This is a genomic window from Pedobacter sp., from assembly GCF_965249885.1.
Taxonomy (GTDB): Bacteria; Bacteroidota; Bacteroidia; order Sphingobacteriales; family Sphingobacteriaceae; genus Pedobacter.
Genome location: NZ_OZ252254.1, coordinates 885,156 through 909,976 on the forward strand (window position 1 = coordinate 885,156; position 24,821 = coordinate 909,976).

Sequence of the window (24,821 nt, forward strand, 5' to 3'; positions counted from 1 at the left end):
GCTAAAATTATTAGTTAAACATAATTTATTATTTGCCGAAACGTATTGTTATATTTATTCCCTGAAACTTAAAAAACATGAATCCAAACGCAGACAAATTAAAAGCTTTACAGCTTACTCTAGATAAACTTGAAAAATCATACGGTAAAGGTTCTATCATGAAACTTGGCGACCAAGCTGTGGAAAGCATGGAAGCAATTTCAACGGGATCTATTAGCTTAGATATTGCTTTAGGTGTTGGTGGCGTACCAAAAGGCCGTATCATTGAAATTTATGGTCCAGAATCATCTGGTAAAACAACTTTAGCGACACACATTATTGCAGAAGCTCAAAAGAAAGGCGGCATAGCTGCAATAATTGATGCGGAGCATGCTTTTGATAAATTTTATGCAAAAAAATTAGGTGTTGATACCGATAATTTATTGATTTCTCAACCTGATAATGGTGAGCAGGCCTTGGAGATTGCCGATAATTTAATCCGCTCTGGCGCTATTGATGTAATTGTAATTGACTCTGTTGCTGCTTTGGTACCAAAGGCTGAAATTGAAGGCGAAATGGGTGATAGCAGAATGGGATTGCAAGCTCGTTTGATGAGTCAGGCATTACGTAAGTTAACTGGAACCATTTCGAAAACCGGATGTTGCTGTATTTTTATTAACCAGTTACGTGAAAAAATTGGTGTAATGTTTGGTAACCCTGAAACTACGACTGGTGGTAATGCACTTAAATTTTACGCATCTGTTCGTTTAGATATTCGCCGTACTTCGCAGATTAAAGATTCTGACGAGGTATCAGGTAACCGTGTTAAAGTTAAAATCGTAAAAAATAAAGTTGCCCCTCCTTTCCGTTTAGCTGAGTTTGACATTATGTTTGGCGAGGGTATATCTAAAGTGGGTGAAATCATTGACTTAGGTGTAGATTTCGGTATCATTAAAAAAGCTGGATCATGGTTCTCTTATGGCGATACTAAATTAGGGCAAGGTAGAGATGCAGTTAAGCAATTGCTTTTAGATAATCCTGAATTGGCAGAACAAATAGAATCGCAGATTAGAGAAGAAGTAACTGGCGAACACTTAGAAGAAAATTAGTATTTATTTACTGAGATAGATATAGTAACAGCGCCTGTTTTAAAAACAGGCGCTGTTTTATTATGGACTTTTAAAGAGAACGTATAAGACCTAACTACATTTTATTAATAAACTACCTAAAGCTAGATGCCTTAGGTGCTGTTGGAATTTTTTCCTTAACAAAGGAAGAATCTAGCCTAACAATAGTATAAGCTGCTATTATTGCACCAACCAAAAGTAACACCAAACCCAAGTAATTCTTTTTCTTATCTTTTTTAATCACCCAAAATAAAAAAGCTATTAAAGGAATGGCAAGTAACCCAAAAAATATAAAACCGCTTGTTTGCATAAAATCAACGTTTAAAAAATCATACGAGCCATTGGCGCTACCTCCTGCCCTACAAATTGCTTGTTTAAGAACTTATGATAACCAGCTATAGCAATCATAGCCGCGTTATCAGTACAATATTCAAATTTAGGAATAAACACCTCCCAACCCAAAATTTCTTGCTGTGCAAGCAAGGTATTTCTCAATCCAGAATTGGCGGAAACTCCTCCAGCTATGGCAATTTGCTTACAATTGTATTGCTTTGCTGCTTTCTTTAGCTTGTTTAAAAGAATGTTAACGATGCTATACTGTACAGACGCACAGATATCAGCCAAATTTTCCTCTACAAAATTGGGGTTATTTTTTTGGTTATCTCTAATGAAGTATAATATGGCCGTTTTAAAGCCGCTGAAACTATAATTTAAACCTTGTATTTGTGGTTCTGGAAATTGGTAAGCATGTGGATTACCTTCTTTAGCATATTTATCAATCAACGGACCGCCAGGATAAGGCAGGTTTAAAATCTTTGCAGTTTTATCAAATGCTTCTCCAGCTGCATCGTCTAATGTTTCGCCAACAATTTCCATATCGAAATAATCTTTAACCAGTACAATTTGCGTATGTCCACCGGAAACGGTAAGGCACAAAAACGGAAATTTTGGATGCGGATCGTCGATAAAATGCGCCAAAATATGAGCCTGCATATGGTTTACAGAAATCAGCGGAAGATCAAGTGCCAAAGCAAAAGATTTCGCAAAAGAAACTCCTACTAACAAAGAGCCCAACAGTCCAGGACCTCGGGTAAATGCCACGCCCTGAAGCTGCTTTTTATCCACTCCTGCAATGGCCAAAGCCTGTTGCACAGCAGGTACAATATTCTGCTGGTGAACCCTAGAAGCCAGTTCAGGAATTACACCTCCATAATTTTCATGAATTGTTTGGTTTGCAATAACATTGGCAGTAATTTTGCCGTTATCACAAATGGCAACCGAAGTTTCGTCGCAGGATGATTCTATAGCTAATATGATAGGCACGGAAAAGATATTTAAGCTACAAAATTATTAAAAAACTATTAAAAATACTTCTTTGGATTATCGCTTCAATTATTTTATTGATTGCGGGCGTACTATTTTCACTACAATTTAAGCCAGTCCAAACCTATGTAGCGCAAAAAGCAGCAGCGTATCTTTCAAAGGAATTAAAAACAACTGTACGTGTTGGCGGTCTTTATGTTGTCCCATTTAAATCTGTTGTGCTTGAAGATTTACTAGTGTTAGACTTGCAAAAGGATACACTGGCGCACTTTCCGAAGTTTTTAGTAGATATCAATCAGTTTTCGCTCAAACAGCGCATACTTGACGTTAACACCGTTCAAATTAATGATGGTACTTTCTTTTTGAAGGATCAGAAAGATGGAAACTCTAATCTAGATTTTATCATCGATTATTTTGATAGTCCATCTCCAAAACCAAAAAAGAAGAAAAAAAAGTTTGAGTTTTTGTTCGACAGAATCATCATTAACAACTTACATTTCAAGTATAAAAATTTAAAATACAACACACCAAGCCCTAATGCTGTAAATTTCGAAGATATTGACGTTAAAGAGATGAACGGCATTTTCGAGGACTTAAATACTAAAGACCACTTGATTCAAGCTAATATCAAAAACTTAACCTTAAAAGAAAAAAGTGGCTTTTATCTTAAAAATCTTTCAGCATTAACTACAGTTGACTCCAACGCTATCGAGTTAAAAAAACTATTACTGGTTACCAATAAAACCCGCCTTACTGATTATTATCAAATGAAATTCAAGACCTATAGGGATTTCAAAGATTATGAAAACAAGGTGAGGATGAGAGCCAATTTTAAAAACAGTCACTTGTCGTCCAGTGACGTGGCATACTTTGCTCCTGCTTTGCAGAAAATGAAACTAGACATTGACATTGACGGACAGATTAATGGCTTAGTTAATGATTTGAGGGCTAAAAAATTATCTCTGAAGGCTGGTAGAGCCACTTATATCAAAGGCGATTTCTCTATGAAAGGTTTACCCAACTGGGAAGAAACCTTTATGGACATGAAGATAGAATTGGCCGGCACCAATAAAACAGATTTAGATGAAATATTGACCGACCTTACCGGTAAAAAAGTAAAATCCATCCCCGAAATTGTCAACAAGTTTGGCAATATCAATTTCAATGGCTATTTCACTGGCTTTCAAAATGATTTTATCGCCTACGGTGAATTCAAAACTAAGCTTGGAAGACTTCGTTCAGATGTCAATATGAAAATTGACAAAAAAGGCACGCCTTCGTACAGTGGCAATGTTAAGACCTACGATTTTAATATTGGAGATTTACTTAACGAGCAACTTTTAGGACGCATAACTTCCGAGCTAAACATTAAGGGAAGAGGTACTGAGGTAAAGGAATTAAAAGAAGAGCTAAAAGGAAAGATCAGCTATTTAGATTTCAAGGGCTATCGCTATAGAAACATCAATATCAACGGTACTTTTGACAAGAAATTTTTTGATGGAAGTTTGAAAATCAACGATAAAAATGTACAGCTTGATTTTGATGGCGGCGTTAACCTAAACCCTGCCCTACCAGTTTTCAACTTCAAAGCAAACATTAGAAATGCCCGTTTAAAGACCTTGAAGCTTTATAAAGACTCTTTAAAAGTAGATGCTGTTTTCAGCACTAATTTTTCAGGAACCAACTTAGATAACTTGCAAGGCAGCTTGCTTTTACAGCAAATAACGCTAAATAACTTGCGAGGCGTTTACAAGGTTGATTCGGTTTTGCTGAACGCCAGAGGCATTGGAATGGATCGAAGCCTTACGGTAAATTCGGATATTTTAGATGCGGGCATTAAAGGCCAGTACGACCTAAATACTATCGTGTCGTATTTTAAAACTATTGCAAAAACTTACATCCCATCGCTTAAAACTGATATCGTGAAGTTTAAAACACAGGTTTTTGATTTCAGGCTTAAGATAAAAGATTTTGAACCAATTGCTGAGCTTATTTCTCCAGGGCTAGAAATCGACGACCAATCGCTCTTAGTAGGATCTTTTGACTCTAAAAATAACACGGCCACTCTTGGAGGTATTATCAAGAGACTTAAGTACAAGGGCATTATTGCAAACAATGTCATTATAGACGAAAGTACTTCGACCAGACAGCTTACTGCAATTATATCATCGGATAGAGTAGACCTCAATGATAGCTTGTACATCAAAAATGTCAACATCTCTAACATCCTTCGCAACGACAGCTTGGCACTCAACGTCAAATTATCAAATGCTGACGATGCCAATCAACTGGATTTAAACGGGCTTATCGAGTTTTTACCAGATACGGCCAAAATCAGTATTTTACCTTCCAATCTTAAAATTAATTTCGAAGATTGGACAATTGAAGACAAAGTTCAGATTGGCTTAAACAAAGGCAAAACCAAAGTGGAGAATTTTTCTTTAAGCAACGGACAGCAAGAACTTAAAATTGACGGCATTATTTCCGATGATCCTACCGATGTACTGCTAGTTGCCTTCGAAAATTTCAAGCTTAAAACCATAAATCCGTTTGTTAAAAATCTAGGAATTAAATTTGCGGGCACTGCCAATGGAAAGACAAAGATTAATGGCTTATTGAAATCTCCCAAAATCTCGGATAGTTTAAGGATAGATTCATTGGGCTTCAATGGAACCTACATCGGGAGCTTAGTTGATACCTCGTCGTTTAGCAGCGCTAGCAAAATAGCGAATGTACATACGAAGATTACGGCACTCGACAGAGAAACCTTTAATATCACAGGAAATCTGGATGCCGGTCAAAAACAGATTGATCTGAAGGTAAATCTTGACCAGAGCGAATTGGCAATCTTAACCCCATTTTTAAATAAAATTGTTTCTAACCTAAAAGGAAAAGTTTCCGCTGACCTCACCGTAAAGGGAAGTTTTGATCAACCACTAATTAATGGCGATATTACCCTTGATAAAGCGCAGCTAACCGTTAACTACCTCAAAACAACGTATATCATTGATGATGAAGTTAATGTTGATAATAGCGCAATTGTACTCACCAACTTAGTGCTAAAAGACCTAGAAGGACACAGCGGTACAGCTAACGGAACTGTAGATTTAAAAAATATCAATAACCCCAATATCCAAGTACAATTGGAGGCTAAGGGGTTAATGGCATTAAACACCACCTCAAAAGATAATGCTATTTACTTCGGAAAGGCCTATGGAACCGGAAAATTCGTATTCAAAGGCCCAACTAATGACATGTTTATCGACATTGACGCTAAAACCGAAAAAGGAACCATATTCAATTTGCCACTTAATAGCTCTGAGACAGTTACCGACAAGGATTTTATCACTTTTGTGAGTAAAGATACTACCAAGGTCGTAAAAAAACTAAATAGCTTTCAAGGACTCAGCATGAATTTTAAGCTTTCGGTTGATCCAAATACTACGGTAAATATTTACACCGTTTTAGGTAAACTTAGCGGCACGGGAAATGCGGATCTAGAACTCAACATCAGCAAAGTGGGTGACTTTGAAATGAAAGGCGACTACATTATTGAAAGTGGTGTTTTCGACTTTACCGCAAGAGAGGTGATCAATAAGCGTTTCGATATCAGACAGGGTGGATCAATTAGGTGGACAGGAAATCCGGTAAATGCACAGATTAACCTAAAAGCGATCTATACGTTACGTGCGGCGCTGGGCGATCTGTATAGGGCTGCTAACCGCGATGCTAGCAGTAACACGAATCTAACTGCGCAAACAGAAGTAGAGATGGGCTTAACTGGCTTACTGATGAAGCCAGACATCAAGTTGGATATCTTCTTCCCGGCTAACCCTGCAATTAAAGATGAGCTACAGTCTTATTTTAATGATGGAAACAACCTTAATACACAGGCTTTAAGTTTGATTATTCAAAGAAGATTTGCACCCGGAACAGGTGCTGAAAACTTAAGTCAGCAGTTAGGCTCTGTTGGTACAGGTACAGCTACCGATTTAATTTTCAACCAGCTGAACAATGTATTATCCAGCTTAAACCTCAATTTCGTAGATATCAATATCCGTTCGTTCAATGAGGCAAGTGCATCGTTCAAATTCTTTAACGACAGAATTATTGTTAACGCTGGAATTACCGATATCAGCAAAAGCTCTATTGATAATACCATTGGTTTTAGAAATGAAATAGGTAGAGAGGTTGAAATACTTGGATTGATCAAAAAAGATGGTAGTTTGGTTGGAAAAATTGCGAACAAACCACCAACGATACAAAGTATATTTGCTAACCCAGGGATCAATCCTTATCAAAATATTACTTCCCTGGGCCTAATTTACAATCAGCAATTTGACACTTTTTCCGAGTGGCTTCAAAAAATATCGGGTAAATACCGCAAAGAACAAAAGAGAAAAGAAGCGGAAAAAGAAAAGCAACGCATCAGCAAAGAAGCAATTATTAACGAAAGTAAAAAAACGCAGCGACGGTAAGACGCCAATGAACTTTGAAACTTGGGGCAACAAAAAAGCCGAGACAAGTCACGGCTTTAGCTATATAATCTTAAGAATTTTGTTGCTTATCCCTTAAGAATCTGATGTCCCATTTTATCACGTTTAGTAATCAAATAAGATTCATTGTGTTTATTGCTAGCAATTTCAATCGGAATATTCTCTACAATCTCTAAGCCATAACCTACTAAACCTGCTCGCTTGGTAGGATTGTTAGACATTAATTTCATTTTCGTGATACCACTTGCCCTTAAAATTTGTGCGCCTACTCCATAGTCTCTTTCATCACCTTTAAAGCCTAACTGAATATTAGCTTCTACGGTGTCCAGCCCGGCATCTTGCAAATTATAAGCATGCAGTTTATTTACCAATCCAATTCCTCTGCCCTCTTGGTTCATATAAACAATAAGCCCTTTCCCTTCTTTTTCAATCATCTCCATAGCTTTATGCAGCTGAGGACCGCAATCACAACGGCATGATCCGAATATATCACCTGTTACGCATGAGCTATGGATGCGGGTTAACACTGGTTCATCCTCCGTCCACTCTCCTTTTGATAATGCCAAATGTGTAGCACCGTTACTCATTTGAGTGTAGGCAGTCATTTTAAAATCTCCCCATTGGGTAGGCAAATTAACCGTTACTTCTTCTTTAATCGAACTCTCAACAGCTAAGCGATAGCTAATCAAATCTTTGATGGAGATAATTTTTAAATCGTGCTGTTTAGCGATTAACATTAAATCAGGTAAGCGGGCCATAGTACCATCCTCATTCATGATTTCAACAAGTACTCCGGCGGGCTCGAAACCTGCTAATCTAGCAATATCTATTGTCGCTTCGGTGTGTCCGGTACGACGCAAAACCCCTTCTCTACGAGCTCGTAGCGGAAAGATATGGCCCGGGCGCCCTAGGTCTTCAGGTTTAGTAGATGGATTTATTAAAGCCTGCACCGTTTTAGCACGATCGTGTGCAGAGATACCAGTTGTACAACCCTGACCGATTAAATCAACAGAAACTGTAAAAGGGGTTTGGTGAAGTACGGTATTGTTTTGCACCATCAAATTTAACTCCAACTTATCGCAAAGCTCCTCAATTAAAGGTGCGCAAATCAATCCTCTGCCATACTTTGACATGAAGTTGATGATTTCTGGAGTTACATTACGGGCAGCGGTTAAAAAATCGCCTTCGTTTTCCCTATCTTCATCATCCACTACAATAATGATTTTACCAGCTCTTACATCAGCTAGTGCTTCTTCTATGGTATTTAGTTTAATCTCCATTTTGGCAAAAAACAACTTAATAAGGCAAGTTTACCTCAACATTTTCAATGCAAATGTACAACCTTTATCAGCAAATATGACAGGTAATTATCATTGCCAAGTAAGTTTCTGTACAACAACGGGATGCCTTTATATTGTAAAAACTGCAGACGAAGTTGTTACTTTTTCTTACGCTTAAAAAGCCCTAAGAATAGCTGTTTGTAATAGTCGACATCAAACAACGCCGAATCGACAGTAGCTTTGTAAGTAAGAAAGATACCCACTGGTGTAAGTACAATTACGGCCATCCAAATTCCGGCCACCGGATCAAGAGAACCTTCTTTGGCCGACTTTTCAGCAACGGTAGAAATGATGTGGTAAAACAGAAAGAAAATTACGGCGATAACCACCGGAAGTCCCAAACCACCTTTACGGATGATTGCACCGAGCGGTGCTCCAATAAAGAAAAGCAGTAGGCACGACACGGCCAGCGTGTATTTTCGTTGATATTCAATTTGTGCCCTCAGTACCTCTTTGGATTTGAAATCGTAATCTGTAAGTTGACCATTAATGGTTTGCTTTAATGCATCAACCTGGTCATAGGCAATTTGTAACGCTTGCACTCGTTGCGCCTTTGGGATATAGTTAATGATATTTCCCTTGATGTTCTGCGCTGAAACTTTAGTTTTTGTATAGCCTTTGACGTAGTTATTTTGTTTAAAATAATATTGAGCATTAGCTTTAAGTGCCTTGCCTAAGCTATCCAGATTTTTAACCAAAGAATCCTGTCTCTGTATCAGTTCCTTTCGATTAAGCATGGGAGCATTGTTCTTAAAACTCTGCTCGTTGGTACGTGCCATGTCTTTAAAACTACTGAAATCAAATTTAACTTCAGTTTGCTTGAAACGCATACGGGTAAATGACTGACGTGGATTATAAGCGCCGTTATTGGAGGCAGACTCTTGATATCGCACACCGTTGACCAAATTTAGCACCATGTAGTTGCCGTCAGACGTTTTAGACATCTTACCTTTTTCAGCCATGATGATTTGCGGAACGCCACTGCCTGTGCTGTGATCATAGATCATGATGCCATAGAGCGAATCAATTGCTCCTTCGCCCTTGCGTTCAACACGCATAGAGTAACCCGGTATGCTGTTATTGAAAACCCCAGGCTTAATCAAAAACGATAGCTTTTTATTACGCACATCGTAAAGCAATGAACCGTACTTTAGGTTGGCCTTGGGCAGCATGTAGTCAGAAAAAAAGAAAGAAGCTAACGCCAATGCAACAATAAGCACAAAAAGCGGCTGCATGGCCTTACGCAAAGAAACGCCTGCCGATTTTATTGCTACTAATTCGTAGTTTTCGCCAAGATTACCAAATGTCATAATTGACGATAGCAAGATAGCCAACGGCAAAGCCATTGCCACATTGGAAGCCGATGCATACATCATCAGTTCGGCAATAACGTACCATTCAAACCCTTTACCAATTAGATCATCGACGTACTTAAACAAAAAGAACATCAATAAAATAAACATCACAATAAAAAATGTGACGGCAAATGGCCTAATGAACGCCTTTATCAGCAATAAATGGATCTTTTTCAATTAGGCAAAGATAGGCAAAGCCAATTAAAAGTGGAATTTAACTAACAGCTAAATTATGGAAATGAACTGCAATGGCAATTAGCAGAACGTGTTGTATGGAGATTAATTTTAAGGATTATGCCCCTAAAACGCCTAACAGATAATCAATTTGGTTATCCCAAATTTGTTTTCTTTCCTGTAAAGTATCTTCTGTGGCAAAATCGGTAATAGCAAGCGCCACATCATTAGTTAATTCATCTTGGATAATTTCCATTTCCGTATAGCAATAAGGCTCGTCGTCAATCCATTTGAATTTCACCAACTTATTCTCTTTAGCGCTAATTAGCTTCGCTTTCTGTACTTCATCGTCCCAGGTGAAGGTATAAGTTTGGTCTCTGAAAATTACATCATCAGCAAACCATTGCGCCAAACCGTTTGGCTCACTAATAAAACTATATAGTATACGTGGAGATGATCTTATAGCGTATTCTAATGTAAATTTCTTCTTTTCTGACATCCTTGCTTTGGTTTAGGCTTTTCTATTTTTTCTAAAGAAAAGTAAATTCTTTTATAAATGCAAAGTTTTGAAAGATAAGTATTTTTTTATTTACAGCTCTAGGATTTGAAGTATCGTATTTGCTTAGTGAAGGTGTATTTTGCAATAAAAAAAGCCCACATTGCTGTGAGCTTTTACCTAGTAGCCGGGAGCATTAATTTCTTTTTTTGAAAGGTCTCCATCGACTAATTTTAATAAAAAGTTAAATGACTAAGAAAAATTTTGCATTAATTCGAGAAAGTTTATAATTTACTAAGATATAAGCTCTTAATCCTTTATCATTTTAGATTGAACTAACCTTTATAAGCAGACATGTTGCTTGCATAATTGAACGTATATGGCATATAGTGTACCCATCATTCGAAATAATATCCGGTTAACTCCCTTCAAATTCTATACAGAGTTTTTAGATGACGTTGCAAATTTCTACCGGCAAAAAACGGACGATAAAATTTCTTTTGTACTTTTTGAATTCGGCGACGAAGATCTGACGGCGAAATATAGTATTGACCCTATCGTTTTGCCCCTTTTACTTAGCTTGATCGAACAATTGAGATTATTTCACGGTGAAAAGCTAGATCTTAAGTTATATAATAATGGTTCCACTCAGAATATACTGGAGTTTTTGGTTAATTGTGATTTCTTTCACGTTATTGGAGATAATCAAAATCCCAATTATCCGATAGGTCGAAATATTTTAGAATATAAACAGGAACACACAAGGCCATTTGGATCGAAGCCCATTAGAAAAGAACATCGCATCCATTCTTATTCCATCAACGATGATAACCTTAGGACATCTTTAATTGGCTATACCAAAGAAGAAGATAAAAGAGATTATCTACTATCGCATTATACTTATAAAGCTCAAGAACATTTTTATGATTTGCTCTATGAAAATCCACTCACGGCAGATGCAAAAAACTCCTATCTCGATATCATATCCGAACTGATTACCAATGCAGTACTTTATTCGGACTCTAACGCTTATGTGTTAATGTTTTCGGATAGGTATAAAACCAAATTTTCAATCTCAGATAATGGAGTTGGCTTCAAGGCTACGCTTTCAAATAAGAAAGAAAACTATTATTATAAACCATTTGCTTTAAAAGATGCTTTGTTGAAAAGCTCAAATGGCCTGTCTGATATCCATCTCACTTTCCAAGAAAATCTTAGCGTTATTCTGGAAACGTTGTTCTATTCCTCTTTAAAAGATAGAAAAGGTCTATTTGATCTCATGACTAACGTTGTTGTGGAAAGTCTAGGTTATCTTAGAATCCACAATGATAATTGCCAAATTATTATCTCACCAAGCATGCAGGATGAAGTTATTGACCTAATGGAGGTAAGAGACAGTATCTATGAACTCCACAATCTATCGCAATTAAGCATACTACCGGAGGAAACCTATAAACATCAGCTATTGAAACTTTCGAAAGCCATGTTTGAAAAGTTTGTTCTATTTTACAAAAAGATTACCGAAAAATATCAAGAGGATATCAGATTTTCATCTGTAAGATTTTACAAAATCAGATTTAGAGGCGTACATATTGAAGTTGAAATACCTAATCTAAACGAAAATGATAGCATCTAAGATCCTTACCCAACACTTCATATACATTAATCTCCATGCGGAGGAGGTGATATCGTCCACGTTTATTGAGGACAACAACATAGGTATTTACACCGAGAGATTACATATTAATACACTACAACGTATAAAGGATGCTCTATCTTTAGAGCAGATCAAAAATCTTATATTAGACTTTAAGCACATTAAAGGTGTACAGCCTAACCTTAACAAATTACTGTTTGAGCTCAAAAATAATGGTTTCAAAATCCTGTTTATCAATCTTGGGTGTAAGTTAGCTGATGACCTATATGTTAGAGCAATCAGCAATTTCGACAATGTTGAAGCTGGAGAGCAATTCGACAAGTTTTTCTTCTTTGAAAATGAGCCTGAAAACCCATTAGTCTCTGTGAAACTTGATATCCAAGAATTATTTGAGGATGAATTTAAAACCAGATTAAAAAATTATATCATTCCCGATTACGATCAACCACACAATTCTTCATTCGTCTACCTCAAATCCTTTGTAGATATACGAAAGTTTTTTGCTTTAGATAAAGGCTTCATTCTCTTTTCATTATACCGACTTGCTTTAAGGATGAGAAGAAAGTTCCAACTAGAAAAAGAAAGCGAACAGGTATTAGTTTGTCAAAGCTTAAACAGCGCCTATATTATTTCAGTTCTTTCTAATTTGCTTTCTCTAGATATATTGATCATTGATAAAAATGGTCCAAAGAACAAATTATACAATAGACTTGATAAGAGTATCGAGGAAGATCGATCCTATATTATTGTATCGGAATTAGTCTGTTTAGGGACAGAAGTGAAAAGCGCTAAAAACCTAATCCAATTCCTCGGCGGAAAATATATGGGCAATGTAGCTATTATCAAAGTCGAAACACTATCCAATAAACATATCAAAAGCAAAGACGCTACTACCGCGATTTTTTCAATCAAACGTAGCAACAACGTCGAACTGAATTATAACATCTCAACTGACCTGGCAAACTAAAAATGGAAACTATCATACTTCATCTTTCGGATCTACACGTCACTAGGCACATCCTACCTAATCAAGAGGTAAATCTCAAGATAAACTCATTTCTCACCACAAACATGGATACTGATCAATCGAACCAATATTTGGACTCGTTTGCGCAATGTGTTAAAAATGAGTTCCCAAAAGCTAACTTCAAGCTATTGATCACTGGCGATATTGCAGACTCTGGTGACAAAACTGAATATGAATATGCACTTAAGTTCATCAATAAAATTTTAACAGACCTCCACATTGACATTGCAGATCTTCTGATTCTACCTGGAGATCATGATGTACATAGATTAAGTCTTAATACCTTTTTAAATGATACTCCTACAAAAGACGTTCATCTTTTAAATGATGTTAAATTCAAAAACTTTAGTGATTTTTACGAAAAGCTCACCAAAAAAACATTTGCTTTCGGTAACGCAATTGTTGACACTTTAAAGCTTAATGAAAATATCATTATAGTTGGAGCAAATTCTAACTTTAAGATTAACGAAAATGGTGGACTGGGGGCAATTGATATTGAAAAGTTCAGTGATGAACTAGAAAGACTAAAGCTAGGGAAAAGTTCTGATCTAAAACTAATACCTTGTTGGCATCATAATATTACTTCTGGATTTGAGGATAGTAATACTGGACAATGGGAAAAACCTAACCGACAAGCTTTGATAGGACATCTAGAACTTCAAAAAATCAAGCTTATCTTAACTGGAAATGAGCACACCTCAAATACGCGAAACATCAATGAAATTATAGACACAAGCGATTGCGGTATATTTTCTTCTTTAAGACATCAAAATAGTTTTAAAGCCTATTTGGTTCATTCTAAAAATGAAATTTATTTAGAAAACAGGATATACTCGCTACTCAGAACTAATGATAACAATAAGCCTTATTATTGGACAAATAGCAAATGTACAGATGCTGGACAAAAAGAAAAGTTCCTCCTATCTGATTCCAAAACAGAAATCTTACCTGATGTCGAAGATATCATTCCGATAGGCTCTACTTCCGATCAATCTGAAGAACCGCCTAAAGAAATGGTACAATTAGATCTTACCAAACGTAACTATTACAAATCTTCTCCTCTATCAGAAGAAATCTATCAAGTAATCAAGACCGAAAAACTTTTCCATTCAGGGCATTTTCATTGGAGTGAGACTTCTAGGGCACATAATTGGATTGATGTATCAAAGCTTTTGGAAAAGAATAAAAACCTTCTTACCGCTCAAAAAGCAATTATCGACGTTATCGAAACTTTTGGACTTCATCACGATTGCGACCTAATTATTGGCTTAGGTTATGAGGGAAATATTCTTTCCACTAAACCAGCCATTAAATACAATATTGATCATACCTATTTTGCCTACTCCTATCGAGAAAAGAAAATAATCCGCTTTGAAGATGTATTTAATCATGAAAACCACGAAAAAAAGTACAAAAAAATCCTAATCGTCACAGATGTCGTTAATGACGGCAGGACTATCCGAAAATTTGCTCATGAACACATGGAGGAGTTTTTCAAAAATACCGAACAAATCAGTGTCGTTTCTCTTTTTTATACCGGCGATAGAAAAATCGACAGTAATATTCTTAATTACGACAAAATAGAAAAACCTGAAGACAAAAACAAAGATTATAAAATCAACAATATAGAATTCTATGCGGTTAAGCATATTAAAGTTGAAAAATGCCCTTATGGTTCAGACTATCGAACAGAATGCCTAATTTTTCGGGACGATCTTAACTGCGTTCATATGTTTTACGAGACAGTCACCGATTAAATAGCAAATATTTTTAAGCAGTTATTTTTCAAACTTTATACACCTTATTTAACAATCTATAAAGTTTATTTTGCCATATTTAAAGAAAATTCTTTACAATAAACCCCTCACTTCTTAAAATGTTATGAGTATCCAAGCGCTAAATTCTCATAGTTTAGACGTAGAAAAGTGAACCGTTAATAAAAAAAAGCCCAACTTTCGTTGAGCTTTTACCTAGTAGCGGGGAGCAGGATCGAACTGCCGACCTCAGGGTTATGAATCCTGCGCTCTAACCATCTGAGCTACCCCGCCGAATTTTTCGAGCTGCAAATATAGGATTTAATCCAATAAACAAGAAAAATATTTAAATATCCTTCTGCTCATTTACCAAGTTGCTATTTTTGAGCTATTTAATAATGCGCTAGTTGAAAAATTAATTGATATGAAAAATGTCAAGCTGATCGCATATTCTCTCCATCTTTAAAATGTAAGCGCCTGAAAACAAATCCAGAAAGAATCGTTAACCCGCCTATTACCAAAAAAGTGTAACGAAAAGCGTTGTGTATTTCATTATGAATCAACTTTACATCGCCCTGAAAAATTTTTAGCACAATTAAACCGAAAGCTACGCCAAATCCAATAGCTAACTGCTGATTAACAGAAGCCAAAGAGTTACCACTGGAAGTATGATATTGGCGCAAATCGGCAATGGAGATGGAGTTCATAGAGGTGAACTGTATGGAGTTGAAAAATCCCAATGCGGCAATAATTGGCATGTACCAATAAATTGAAGTGCTAACCGTTGGAATTGCCATGCAGCAAATGAGAATCCCAATCATGAAGGTATTCACCATCAACGTGCGGCGGTAACCAAACACATCTAATATCCTGATTACGGCAGACTTGGCGAACATCGCTGTTAATGCCATAGGCGCAACAATCCAACCTGAAACTACCGCCGACTGACCGTAAGCTATCTGTATCATCATTGGCAACAACAACGGCACCGAACTGATCCCCAATCTAGTAGCCAAATTACCTACAATACCCACCCTGAAGGTTCGCACTTGAAATAAGTTCAACGGGAAAATCGGATTGTTATCTTTGGTGGCATGTCGATAATAAAAGTACATCATCAAAAACCCAGACATTAGCGTAAATAGCACTGGACTAATGTGAACGGTGTTACCAAAAAGCTCCAATGCAATAGATAACAAAAGTGAAGCCGCAGCAAAAATTAGAAATCCCTTTAGATCAAAATCAATAATTTTCGATTTGAAATCGGGCATGTACTTTAAACTTAGCAAAATACCCAATGCACCAATCGGAATATTGATCAGGAAAATCCAATGCCAAGAAAGATAATCTACCATGTAACCACCAACCAGCGGCCCCAATACCGGGCCAATTAAAGCGGGAACAATGGCAAAATTCATTGCTTTGAGCAGCTCGTTTTTCGGGAAAGTTTTAATTAAGGCCAACTTGCCAACCGGCGTAAGTAAACTACCGCCTACCCCTTGAATTATTCGAGCGATAACTAATTCCGTCAAATTATGCGATAAGGAACAAAACAAAGATCCAACAATAAACAAGATCTGCGCAAAAATGAATATTTTCTTTGTACCGAACTTATCTGCCAAAAACCCGCTAACAGGCATAAAAAGCGCTAATGTTAGCACGTAACTAATGATGGCATTTTGCATGTTCAGCGGCGATTCCTTTAAATCTCTAGCAATAGTAGGCAGCGAGGTATTTAACACCGTAGAATCTAACATCTGCATAAAAATTGCAGTCGCTAAAATAATTGGCAATATTTTCTTAGTCGATACCTTACCTTGCTCGGATAATTGCTCCATACGCTTAAACTTCAGTTGATCTAGCTACTTTCAAAGCTAATATTTAAACCGCTTATAAACCAAGTTGTTTGCTATTTTTGACCTCATACTTACTAGAAAAAAGTAAAGTCAAAATCTACTTCCAATTCATTTCCTTCCTCAAGTAAGCCGTTAATTCCGCTGCAATTTGCTGATGCTCTGCCAACGAAGGGTGACTACCGCAGCCACTACGTGCTTGCTGAGTAAAGAAATAACTACCAATATTTGTATCTCCTTGAGCTTTAAGACGACCGATGACTGCGCTAATGTAATTAATCAGCACGCCTTTCAATTTCGCATTGGCCATTGGACTGCTTAATAAAACCAACTTCGCTTTAGGGTAGTGCAGGCGCAGTTCTTTCGCAAATTTTACATAAGCATCGGTAAACTTCACAGAATCTTGAACGCCATCATTTTGCCCCAAGCAAACCGTCACCACATCAGGTTGGTACCGTTTAAAATCCCAAGCAATAGTATCTTTTGCAAAGTTGGTTTTAGCGAAAACTTGCGGCATCACAATCTTTTTTTCGCAACAGCTGTGCATTAACCCAATACCAGAAACCGAAGTAAGATACCATTGTGCGTTTAAACTGCGTGCCGTTGTGGGACCATAGGCGAAATAGGCGTTGTGCTGATCGTGCCAAGACGAAACGGGCGCTCCACATTTCACTTCACTTTCATCGCTACCCGCACCACAAGTGATGGAATCACCAATGAACTCCATTTTTCTCACTGGCTTTGGGTCTGGCTTAAGCAATGCAGCACATGTAAAACCTACAATCTCCACATAACCATTCTCGGCTTCTGAATTCTTGCAAATTAGTACACGATGCACCCCATTCGATAGATTTTTACCAAGCACTACTTCATTTTCCTTGCCCGAAAGTCTGATCCTGTAAGCTGGCTGATCATCGATTTTGATTTCTAAATAGTTAAGAATATTGCCCCACAGCATTTCATCGTTGATTTTCAGAGCAAAATAGCTCCCTTTAAATTTAATTTCAACATAAGCACCTGAGGCCCAAAACTTAGGTTTTAAATTATTAGAGAAATCAACCCTACCAGTATATTGGATAAAAGGATGGTTGGCCTTAAAAAATTGGTTGACTTTAGCAAAGCAAGATGAGGCCAGACTCGACACTAAAATTAGAAGCAATAATTTTTTCATTTGTTGTTTTGGTTGATTTAGACAAATACACGATGACCGGAAAGATTCTCCCTGAATTCTTTAGGGGTACAGCCTTTTTTCTTTTTGAAGATTCTGTTGAAATTGGAGATGTTATTGAAACCACAGTTGTAAGCTACTTCCGACACCGTTTCATTGGTATCGATAAGCTTACGTGAAGCATGCCCAAGGCGAATTTCTATTAAGCTATCTATAAAGCTCACGCCGGTTCTGGTTTTAAAGAATCTACTGAAAGACACCTCTGTCATGTTGGCAATACGGGCAACCTCCGAGAGAGATACCTGCTTATCAAAGTTAAGGTTAATGTATTCCATTACCTTTTCAACACGCCTGCTTGTGTAGGAAAATTCCGCCTGACTAAAAGTTGAATCAGAAAGCGTACGCATTTGACGTGAAGTGGACAGGTCATGCAGAATAGACATGAGCTCCAGCACAGAGTCAAAACCGTGCTGCTTATTTAAGCTTACCAATCTTGGCCCAATCACTTTTGCCGTATCGCTAGAAAATAAAATGCCGCACTTCGCCTTTTCAAACATTTCTCTAACCAACCTCAATTGGTTTCGTTTTAAAAATTTTTCATCGAAAAGATCTTTGTGAAACTGAATCGTCACTTCATGAATTTCCTTTCCATTAAGCTTGTGAGTTTCCCAAACATGCGGTAGGTTTGATCCAATAAGCACCAACTCCGTATCCCCTATTTCCTCGATATGATCGCCAACTACTCTACGTGCACCCGCAGCGTTAGAGATGAAGTTCAGTTCCATCTCTTCGTGGTAGTGCAGGGGAAAATCAAAGTCTTTTTTTCTACGCTCAAAAATGGTGAAGCAATCGCCATTAGTAAGGGGGGTAATTTCTTTAATAATATTCAAATGCATAGCGTTAACAATATAATATCAACATTTTTGATAAAATAGTACCATCAGCAAATATAAAACATACCAATGCCATATCCCAATAAAAAAGCCATTTACAACTACTTAACTTTACATTAAAGCAAACAGACCAACTTTATTGAATTAAAAATACAACAAAAAGATAAAATAGTATTACTTTAAGAGAACAAAGAGACACTACTTTTGACATCAACCAAATAACTCAATATGCTTAATAAACTAAACTGTATTTTATTGGCAGTACTTGTATGGACATTCGCTACCACGCTATGTTTTGCCCAAGAAAAAAAGCTATCAGGCAAAATAGTAAACGAGAGCGGAAGCCCTTTAGCTGGCGCTTCCGTTAGCGTTAAAAATGCTAAGCCCTCAGCCATTACCGATCAGAATGGAAACTTTACTATTACCGTGCCGGCAAATGCAAAGGTGATTGTATTTTCATTTTTAGGTATGGAGCCACAAGAATTTGCCATTGGCACGCAAACTATTTTCAACGTGAGGTTAAGACCAAATGCAACTACATTATCAGATGTGGTGATTGTAGGTTATGGCACCATAAAAAAGAGCGACTTGACTGGATCAGTAGCCAGAATTGAACGTGAGGAATTTACAAGAGATGCACCTACCAACATCCTGCAAGCTATGCAAGGTAAAATTGCAGGCGTTAACGTTACTCAAAACGATGGTGCTCCCGGAGCCGGACTAAGTATCCGCGTTAGGGGTTCCAACTCCTTTTTAGGTGGCACCGAGCCCCTTTACGTTATTGATGGTATTCCATTCAACAACTCTAGCACTGGCTCTACACCTATGTCAATTGGCGAAGACGAAAAACAGACGTTAAACGCCATGTCGTTCATCAACCCTAATGATATTGAAAGCATTGACATTTTAAAAGATGCTTCGGCGACAGCCATCTACGGCTCACGCGGCGCTAACGGGGTAGTGTTAATAACAACCAGAAAAGGACGAAGTGGCAAAGATAAAATCGAAGCTAATTTAAATGTTGGATCAGCGCAGGTTTCCAAAAGAATAGATGTGCTTGACCCATCGGAATATGCTGCTTACCAAAATTTAGCTTACCGTAATTCGAACATCTACACTGGAACAAACTACACGTTGCCTTACCGCGGTGAAACCATTCCAGATCCGGATAGGCCCGGACAAACGTACTACAATAAAAGTCCGCAAGATTTCATTGGCGACACCAACAATTGGCAAGACAGAATTTTCCGCACTGGCTTGTACCAAAACTATTCGCTTAACATATCAGGAGGGAGCGACGCTGGCAACCACAGCATCTCATTCAACTATTTAGATCAGCAAGGAACGGTAATGAACTCCGCCTACAATAGGTTTGGGCTAGGGCTTAACTTGTCAAGAAATGTAAGTAAAACTTTTAAAGTTGGTACCAGTACCTCATTTGCTAGCACCAATACCGATGGCGTAAAAACAGGAACCGACAAATCAGATGCTGCAAGTGCGGGAATTATCCGTTCGGCAATTACCTTCCCTTCTACCATTTCTGATCCAATTGCTTATGACGGTGTGGGTGATGCATTTATCACCAACCCTTACATCTATGTAAATGATGTTTTAAACAAAGTAAAAGGACTGAATATTTTTTCATCCAACTATGTTGAAGCTACCTTTTTAAAAGATTTCAAATTCAGACAAAATATTGGCTTTAACTACTCCAACAGTGCAAGAGACCAATACTATCCTCGTAGTGTGTACGAAGGTTTTGCAATGAAAGGATGGGGATTAAAAGCAGATAACATCTGGAGCAATGCGACTTCCGAAAGCATTTTAAGCTATACCAAGAAATTTGACAGGCATAACATCAATGCCTTTGCAGCCGGAACTTATGAGCGCACCAACGGACAAAGCAAAAGAGCTGAAGCGAAAACCTTTCCTAACGATGCGTTGCAAAACGAAAACTTGGCCGCTGGCGAGGTAATTATGCCAGTGGTAACCAATCGCTACCAATCTACCTTAATGTCGTTTTTGGCAAGGGTAAACTATAATTTCGATGAACGCTATTTACTTACCGTATCGTTCCGTCAAGACGGTTCAAGCAAGTTCGGTAAAGACAATAAATGGGCGGGATTCCCTTCAGCAGCGGTTGCCTGGAAAATCTCCAACGAAGATTTCATGAAGAACACGAAAGCTATCAGCGATTTGAAATTACGCTTTAGCTATGGTAAAACAGGTAACCAAGGTATTGGCTCCTACGCATCGTTAGCAAAACTGAGCGTTTACAATTATGTTTTTGGTGGTGCAGTACAAACTGGTTTAGCTAACGATTTATTTGCAGGTCCTGCAAACGAAAAGTTGAAATGGGAAACCACAAGCGCCTATAACTTAGGTTTAGACTTGGGCATGTTCAAAAACAGACTAAACTTGCATGTGGAGCTTTACAAAAAGATCACCGATGACCTTTTACAGAATTTGATCATCCCGTCATCAACAGGATTTAGAACGCAGCTGGTAAACTCTGGCTCAATCCAAAACAAAGGATTAGAAGTAACTTTAAACGGAACGGTGTTGAAAGCTAAAGACTTTGAATGGACTTCCAATTTCAACATTGCCTTTAACCGAAATAAGATTTTGAGCTTAGGACCAAATGTCACGGAACAGTACGGTCGTAATATCTCTACCGGGGATGCTCCTTTTATACAAACGGTAGGCAAGCCAATTGGTGCTTTGTATGGCTACATTGAAAATGGTTATTATGATAATGAGGCCGAAGTACGCAACGATCCTCAGTACACTAACCAAGGCAATGCGATTATCTTGCGTACCATTGGTGAAATTAAGTACAAAAACCTGGACAACGACCCTACTACGATTGGCCAAGGCGATAGAACGTTCATCGGTGATGTTAACCCTGATTACACCTTTGGGTTTACCAACAACTTCAAATATAAACGTTTTGATTTGAGCATTTTTGTAAACGGCGTACAGGGCAACGATATCATTAACATGAATACCCGATTTAACGCCAACCTAGGTACCAATAAAAATATTACGCAAGAAATGGCAGATGGCGCTTGGGCACAGGGACAGGACAACACTAACGCTACAGGCCCAAAAATTATGCGTCAGTTCTTTAGAAACTTATTATTTTCTAGGAGATTTATCGAAGATGGCAGTTTTGTAAGAGTAAAAAATGTAACGCTTGGCTACAACGTTCCACTTAAATCAAAAACCATTTCCAACTTGAGGGTATCCGTTGGTGCAAACAACTTACTAACCTTCACTAAATACACTGGATACGATCCCGAAATTAATAGCTATGGCGACAATCCTGCCCTATTCGGGGTAGATTTAGGAGGCTATCCAAATTCAAGAACGTATAATTTATCGCTACGTTGCAATTTTTAACTTTAATAAAGTAATCTCATGAAAGCAATTTCAACATATTTTATGGCTTCAATTGTAGGACTGGCTTTATTAAGCACTAGTTCTTGCAAAAAAGCGCTCGATGAAAAACCATTTTCTTTTTACTCACCTGAAAATTTCTATAGAAATGAAAGTGATGCGAAAGCGGCAATTAATGGGGTATATGCCGAGCTTTACACTTACGATTTATACTTACAACCATTTTGGAACATCACCATGCTAGATGATGACCATGTATCCGGCGCCGACTGGTTTTTAGGAACCACTGGTGCAGGTAACCCGCAGGGCTATTGGGGTATCGATGGTCCTTGGGTAGGCTGCTATACTATCATTGCCAGAGCAAACACCGTACTGGAAAATGTAGTAAACATTACAGCTATTGATCCAGATATCAAGAAAAGGATATTAGGTGAAGCTTATTTTTTACGTGGCTGGGCCTACTTTCAATTGGTGCAACTTTATGGCGGCGTACCAATTAAACTTAAATCGTTATCTGCAAACAACCCCGAAACAAATATACCGAGAGCTACAGTAAAAGAAACTTACGATGTAGTAATCGCAGATTTTAAAGCTGCAGAGCAAAACCTGCTCCCTTATGGCAATGCTAAAGCTGGAGAACCTGGAAGGGTAAACCAAGGTGTAGCTAAAGCATTTTTGGCTAAAACTTATTTAACTATGGCTTCGGGCGCATCTACAGGTAATGTAACTGTACGTGGCGGAACCGATAATGGCTACTACACTTATACCAAAGATGTGGTGAAAGGATTAGAAGGATTAGACGCCAAGGCGTATTACACTTTAGCTAGAGACAAAGCGGGCGAAGTAATCAGCGACAACCTTTACGCATTAACTGCTAACTGGAAAGACTTATGGAGTATTGCCGGCAGAAATTCTAAAGAGCACATGTGGCAACTGCAATCGCTTGCTGGAAGTGCTTTCATCAACAACTTAGGCGTATATTTTTCAGCTCGCTCTACCTTTGGACAGGGTGCAGTATGGACAACCAACAACCACTACAACGATTACGATGTACAGGACAAGCGTGTGCTGGATGGCATTACGCACAACTACCAAACTTTACAAGGCACGTACATCTTTTATCCATCATGGCAATCGGCGCAATATAAAGTGGTAGGCGGCATTACTTACAACAACACGGGAAGCACTACTGCCGAAAGAGCCTACACCATTAAATTTAGTGGAGTTTCTGATCCATCAGTAGCTAATAGCGATGCGTTTTATCCTATGCTTCGCTATGCGGAACTATTTTTAATGTATGCAGAAGCAGAAAACGAAGTTAATGGGCCTACCACCGCAGCTTATAATGCACTGAACACAGTAAGATTCCGTTCATTTCCAACTACTGGAACTCCAGCAGCACCTGTTCCTGAGGCTTATGCTCCAGCTGGCATGACGCCCGAGCAGTTCCGTAGCTATGTACTAGCGGAAAGAGCCAGAGAATTTAACTTGGAAGGAGTTAGACGCTTTGATTTAATGCGTTGGGGAATTTATCTTCAAGTAATGAATAAAATTGGCACTGGACAAAACAACATTTCCAAAGTACGTCAGCAGAAGAATTTATTACTTCCTATTCCATTAAACGAACTGAATTCAAATACCGCCATCAAAGGCAACAACTTTGGTTGGTAATTTCATCAAACATTTAAATATTGATTGATATGAGAATGATAAACAAAAACATTGGAGTTGGCTTAGTTATGCTAGCGACATTGATTCTCGGAGCTTGCAAAAAAGATAGCTCGGAAAACACCGCTCCGCCTACCTTAAGTGCAGTAACTACACTCAACGAAAGAGGGACACCGCTGCAATCCATCGGTTATGGCGAGTGGATCATCATCAAAGGAACCAATTTGAGTACGACCTCAAAGGTGGATTTTAACGGTACTTTAGCTGCTGATTCACTTACCTATGCTGAAGATAACAGCATTACGGTGAAAATACCTGCTAACCTTATCGATCCGATCAACAACCCGATCACGGTGACAACTAAGTATGGCACAGCTACTTTGAATTTCCAGATCAAACAGCCGGGACCGCAAATCACTGATTTTAGTCCAGGCGCAGGTAACGTTGATGACGAAATTACCATTGATGGCAATTACTTTAAGGGCATTACTGGTGTTACCATAAACGGCGTTGCAGCTACCATTGTATCTAGCACTCAAACGCAAGTTAAAATAAAAGTGCCTGCAGGGGGAACTTACGGACAAGTGGTAATTACTACCCCAGTAGGTTCGGTAACAGCTACTAAAACTTTCGGCTTAAAACATACCATATTTGATGACGCGTTGAGAAATTCGTGGACAAACACTTCTTATTCATTTACTTCTTTAGATTTAGCCAGCACAACAAATGCACGCCGAGGCACAACTGCCATTAACGTTGTACATAAAGCTTTCTCCGCAGTGCGATTTAGGTTAGTAGCCAAATTTGCTACCGCAGGTTATAGCATGGTAAAAATTTCGATGTTTGGAGGCCCAGGTACACAGGGCAAGAAAGTGAGAATATCCGTTACGCCAACAGCAGGAACGTACGATTTGGTACTGAACGAAGGCAAATGGACCGATTATCAAGTTCCATTCATCAACATCGGAAATCCTGCGACAATCGAGTACCTTACTTTCCAAGAATTTAGTGGTTTTGCATCGCAAATATTTATCGACGATGTTGGATTCTATTAATAACCAAATTGAGTAATTCGTGAATTTTAATCGGTTTATAAATCTTAGTTTACTTGT

General features: G+C 38.1%; 16 protein-coding genes and 1 tRNA gene. 8 read left to right on the top strand and 9 right to left on the bottom strand.

Annotated elements, in window-relative coordinates; translation table 11 throughout:
* The first annotated feature begins 77 nt into the window (after positions 1 to 77).
* Entirely contained in the window at positions 78 to 1,088 is a 1,011-nt protein-coding gene (gene recA / locus ACY2A0_RS03760) for a recombinase RecA (RefSeq protein WP_461788236.1), read from the top strand.
* A 112-nt stretch (positions 1,089 to 1,200) separates the two neighbouring features.
* Here the strand turns inward: recA and ACY2A0_RS03765 are convergent, their stop codons facing one another.
* Positions 1,201 to 1,416, bottom strand: a complete 216-nt coding sequence (locus ACY2A0_RS03765; protein ID WP_461788237.1) for a hypothetical protein — start codon at positions 1,414 to 1,416, stop codon at positions 1,201 to 1,203.
* Between the two features lie 11 nt (positions 1,417 to 1,427).
* A complete protein-coding gene (gene tsaD / locus ACY2A0_RS03770) occupies positions 1,428 to 2,429 on the bottom strand; it encodes a tRNA (adenosine(37)-N6)-threonylcarbamoyltransferase complex transferase subunit TsaD (protein ID WP_461788238.1) in 1,002 nt (333 codons plus the stop codon).
* Between the two features lie 77 nt (positions 2,430 to 2,506).
* Between tsaD and ACY2A0_RS03775 the strand changes: the two genes are divergently transcribed.
* Positions 2,507 to 6,907 carry a translocation/assembly module TamB domain-containing protein gene (locus ACY2A0_RS03775; RefSeq protein WP_461788239.1) on the top strand — a complete coding sequence of 1,467 codons (4,401 nt, stop codon included), beginning with the start codon at positions 2,507 to 2,509 and terminating at the stop codon, positions 6,905 to 6,907.
* An 86-nt stretch (positions 6,908 to 6,993) separates the two neighbouring features.
* On the opposite strand, the gene ACY2A0_RS03780 is transcribed toward ACY2A0_RS03775, so the two are convergent.
* The 3 genes from ACY2A0_RS03780 to ACY2A0_RS03790 form a co-directional block, all read right to left on the bottom strand.
* The gene (locus ACY2A0_RS03780; protein ID WP_461788240.1) at positions 6,994 to 8,205 is read right to left on the bottom strand and encodes a bifunctional 3,4-dihydroxy-2-butanone-4-phosphate synthase/GTP cyclohydrolase II; all 1,212 of its coding nucleotides are present in this window, start codon (positions 8,203 to 8,205) and stop codon (positions 6,994 to 6,996) included.
* Between the two features lie 158 nt (positions 8,206 to 8,363).
* Entirely contained in the window at positions 8,364 to 9,797 is a 1,434-nt protein-coding gene (locus ACY2A0_RS03785) for an LptF/LptG family permease (RefSeq protein WP_461788241.1), read from the bottom strand.
* Between the two features lie 115 nt (positions 9,798 to 9,912).
* Complete coding sequence (locus ACY2A0_RS03790) at positions 9,913 to 10,293, bottom strand: START-like domain-containing protein (RefSeq protein WP_113638689.1); 381 nt, start codon at positions 10,291 to 10,293, stop codon at positions 9,913 to 9,915.
* A gap of 376 nt (positions 10,294 to 10,669) precedes the next feature.
* On the opposite strand from ACY2A0_RS03790, the gene ACY2A0_RS03795 reads away from it, so the two are divergent.
* The 3 genes from ACY2A0_RS03795 to ACY2A0_RS03805 all read left to right on the top strand — a co-directional run bounded on the left by ACY2A0_RS03795 (position 10,670) and on the right by ACY2A0_RS03805 (position 14,731).
* Entirely contained in the window at positions 10,670 to 11,926 is a 1,257-nt protein-coding gene (locus ACY2A0_RS03795; protein ID WP_461788242.1) for a hypothetical protein, read from the top strand.
* Positions 11,913 to 12,914, top strand: coding sequence for a hypothetical protein (locus ACY2A0_RS03800; RefSeq protein WP_461788243.1), 1,002 nt, complete (start codon positions 11,913 to 11,915; stop codon positions 12,912 to 12,914). The genes ACY2A0_RS03795 and ACY2A0_RS03800 overlap by 14 nt, the downstream gene beginning before the upstream one ends.
* Before the next feature lie 104 nt (positions 12,915 to 13,018).
* Positions 13,019 to 14,731 carry a metallophosphoesterase family protein gene (locus ACY2A0_RS03805; RefSeq protein WP_461788244.1) on the top strand — a complete coding sequence of 571 codons (1,713 nt, stop codon included), beginning with the start codon at positions 13,019 to 13,021 and terminating at the stop codon, positions 14,729 to 14,731.
* Between the two features lie 217 nt (positions 14,732 to 14,948).
* Here the strand turns inward: ACY2A0_RS03805 and ACY2A0_RS03810 are convergent.
* From ACY2A0_RS03810 to ACY2A0_RS03825, 4 genes are all read right to left on the bottom strand, one after another.
* Positions 14,949 to 15,022 (bottom strand) — tRNA-Met (locus ACY2A0_RS03810).
* A 140-nt stretch (positions 15,023 to 15,162) separates the two neighbouring features.
* Entirely contained in the window at positions 15,163 to 16,566 is a 1,404-nt protein-coding gene (locus tag ACY2A0_RS03815; protein WP_461788245.1) for an MFS transporter, read from the bottom strand.
* A 115-nt stretch (positions 16,567 to 16,681) separates the two neighbouring features.
* Positions 16,682 to 17,752, bottom strand: coding sequence for an SGNH/GDSL hydrolase family protein (locus tag ACY2A0_RS03820; RefSeq protein WP_461788246.1), 1,071 nt, complete (start codon positions 17,750 to 17,752; stop codon positions 16,682 to 16,684).
* 17 nt (positions 17,753 to 17,769) lie between these two features.
* Positions 17,770 to 18,645 carry an AraC family transcriptional regulator gene (locus tag ACY2A0_RS03825; RefSeq protein WP_461788247.1) on the bottom strand — a complete coding sequence of 292 codons (876 nt, stop codon included), beginning with the start codon at positions 18,643 to 18,645 and terminating at the stop codon, positions 17,770 to 17,772.
* Between the two features lie 225 nt (positions 18,646 to 18,870).
* Here ACY2A0_RS03825 and ACY2A0_RS03830 point away from each other — a divergent pair, with 225 nt between their 5' ends.
* From ACY2A0_RS03830 to ACY2A0_RS03840, 3 genes are read left to right on the top strand one after another with little or no spacing between them, the layout of a single operon-like run.
* Positions 18,871 to 22,044, top strand: a complete 3,174-nt coding sequence (locus ACY2A0_RS03830) for a SusC/RagA family TonB-linked outer membrane protein (RefSeq protein WP_461788248.1) — start codon at positions 18,871 to 18,873, stop codon at positions 22,042 to 22,044.
* Between the two features lie 18 nt (positions 22,045 to 22,062).
* Positions 22,063 to 23,712, top strand: coding sequence for a RagB/SusD family nutrient uptake outer membrane protein (locus tag ACY2A0_RS03835; protein ID WP_461788249.1), 1,650 nt, complete (start codon positions 22,063 to 22,065; stop codon positions 23,710 to 23,712).
* A 29-nt stretch (positions 23,713 to 23,741) separates the two neighbouring features.
* Entirely contained in the window at positions 23,742 to 24,764 is a 1,023-nt protein-coding gene (locus tag ACY2A0_RS03840) for an IPT/TIG domain-containing protein (RefSeq protein ID WP_461788250.1), read from the top strand.
* The last annotated feature ends 57 nt before the right edge of the window (positions 24,765 to 24,821 follow it).

Coding starts and splice junctions, on each gene's coding strand:
- ACY2A0_RS03800 (WP_461788243.1), top strand. CDS start 11,913: ATGATAGCATCTAAGATCCTTACCCAACACTTCATATACATTAATCTC.
- ACY2A0_RS03820 (WP_461788246.1), bottom strand. CDS start 17,752: ATGAAAAAATTATTGCTTCTAATTTTAGTGTCGAGTCTGGCCTCATCT.
- recA (WP_461788236.1), top strand. CDS start 78: ATGAATCCAAACGCAGACAAATTAAAAGCTTTACAGCTTACTCTAGAT.
- ACY2A0_RS03795 (WP_461788242.1), top strand. CDS start 10,670: ATGGCATATAGTGTACCCATCATTCGAAATAATATCCGGTTAACTCCC.
- ACY2A0_RS03830 (WP_461788248.1), top strand. CDS start 18,871: ATGCTTAATAAACTAAACTGTATTTTATTGGCAGTACTTGTATGGACA.
- ACY2A0_RS03765 (WP_461788237.1), bottom strand. CDS start 1,416: ATGCAAACAAGCGGTTTTATATTTTTTGGGTTACTTGCCATTCCTTTA.
- ACY2A0_RS03805 (WP_461788244.1), top strand. CDS start 13,019: ATGGATACTGATCAATCGAACCAATATTTGGACTCGTTTGCGCAATGT.
- ACY2A0_RS03835 (WP_461788249.1), top strand. CDS start 22,063: ATGAAAGCAATTTCAACATATTTTATGGCTTCAATTGTAGGACTGGCT.
- ACY2A0_RS03790 (WP_113638689.1), bottom strand. CDS start 10,293: ATGTCAGAAAAGAAGAAATTTACATTAGAATACGCTATAAGATCATCT.
- ACY2A0_RS03780 (WP_461788240.1), bottom strand. CDS start 8,205: ATGGAGATTAAACTAAATACCATAGAAGAAGCACTAGCTGATGTAAGA.
- ACY2A0_RS03840 (WP_461788250.1), top strand. CDS start 23,742: ATGAGAATGATAAACAAAAACATTGGAGTTGGCTTAGTTATGCTAGCG.
- ACY2A0_RS03825 (WP_461788247.1), bottom strand. CDS start 18,645: ATGCATTTGAATATTATTAAAGAAATTACCCCCCTTACTAATGGCGAT.
- ACY2A0_RS03815 (WP_461788245.1), bottom strand. CDS start 16,566: ATGGAGCAATTATCCGAGCAAGGTAAGGTATCGACTAAGAAAATATTG.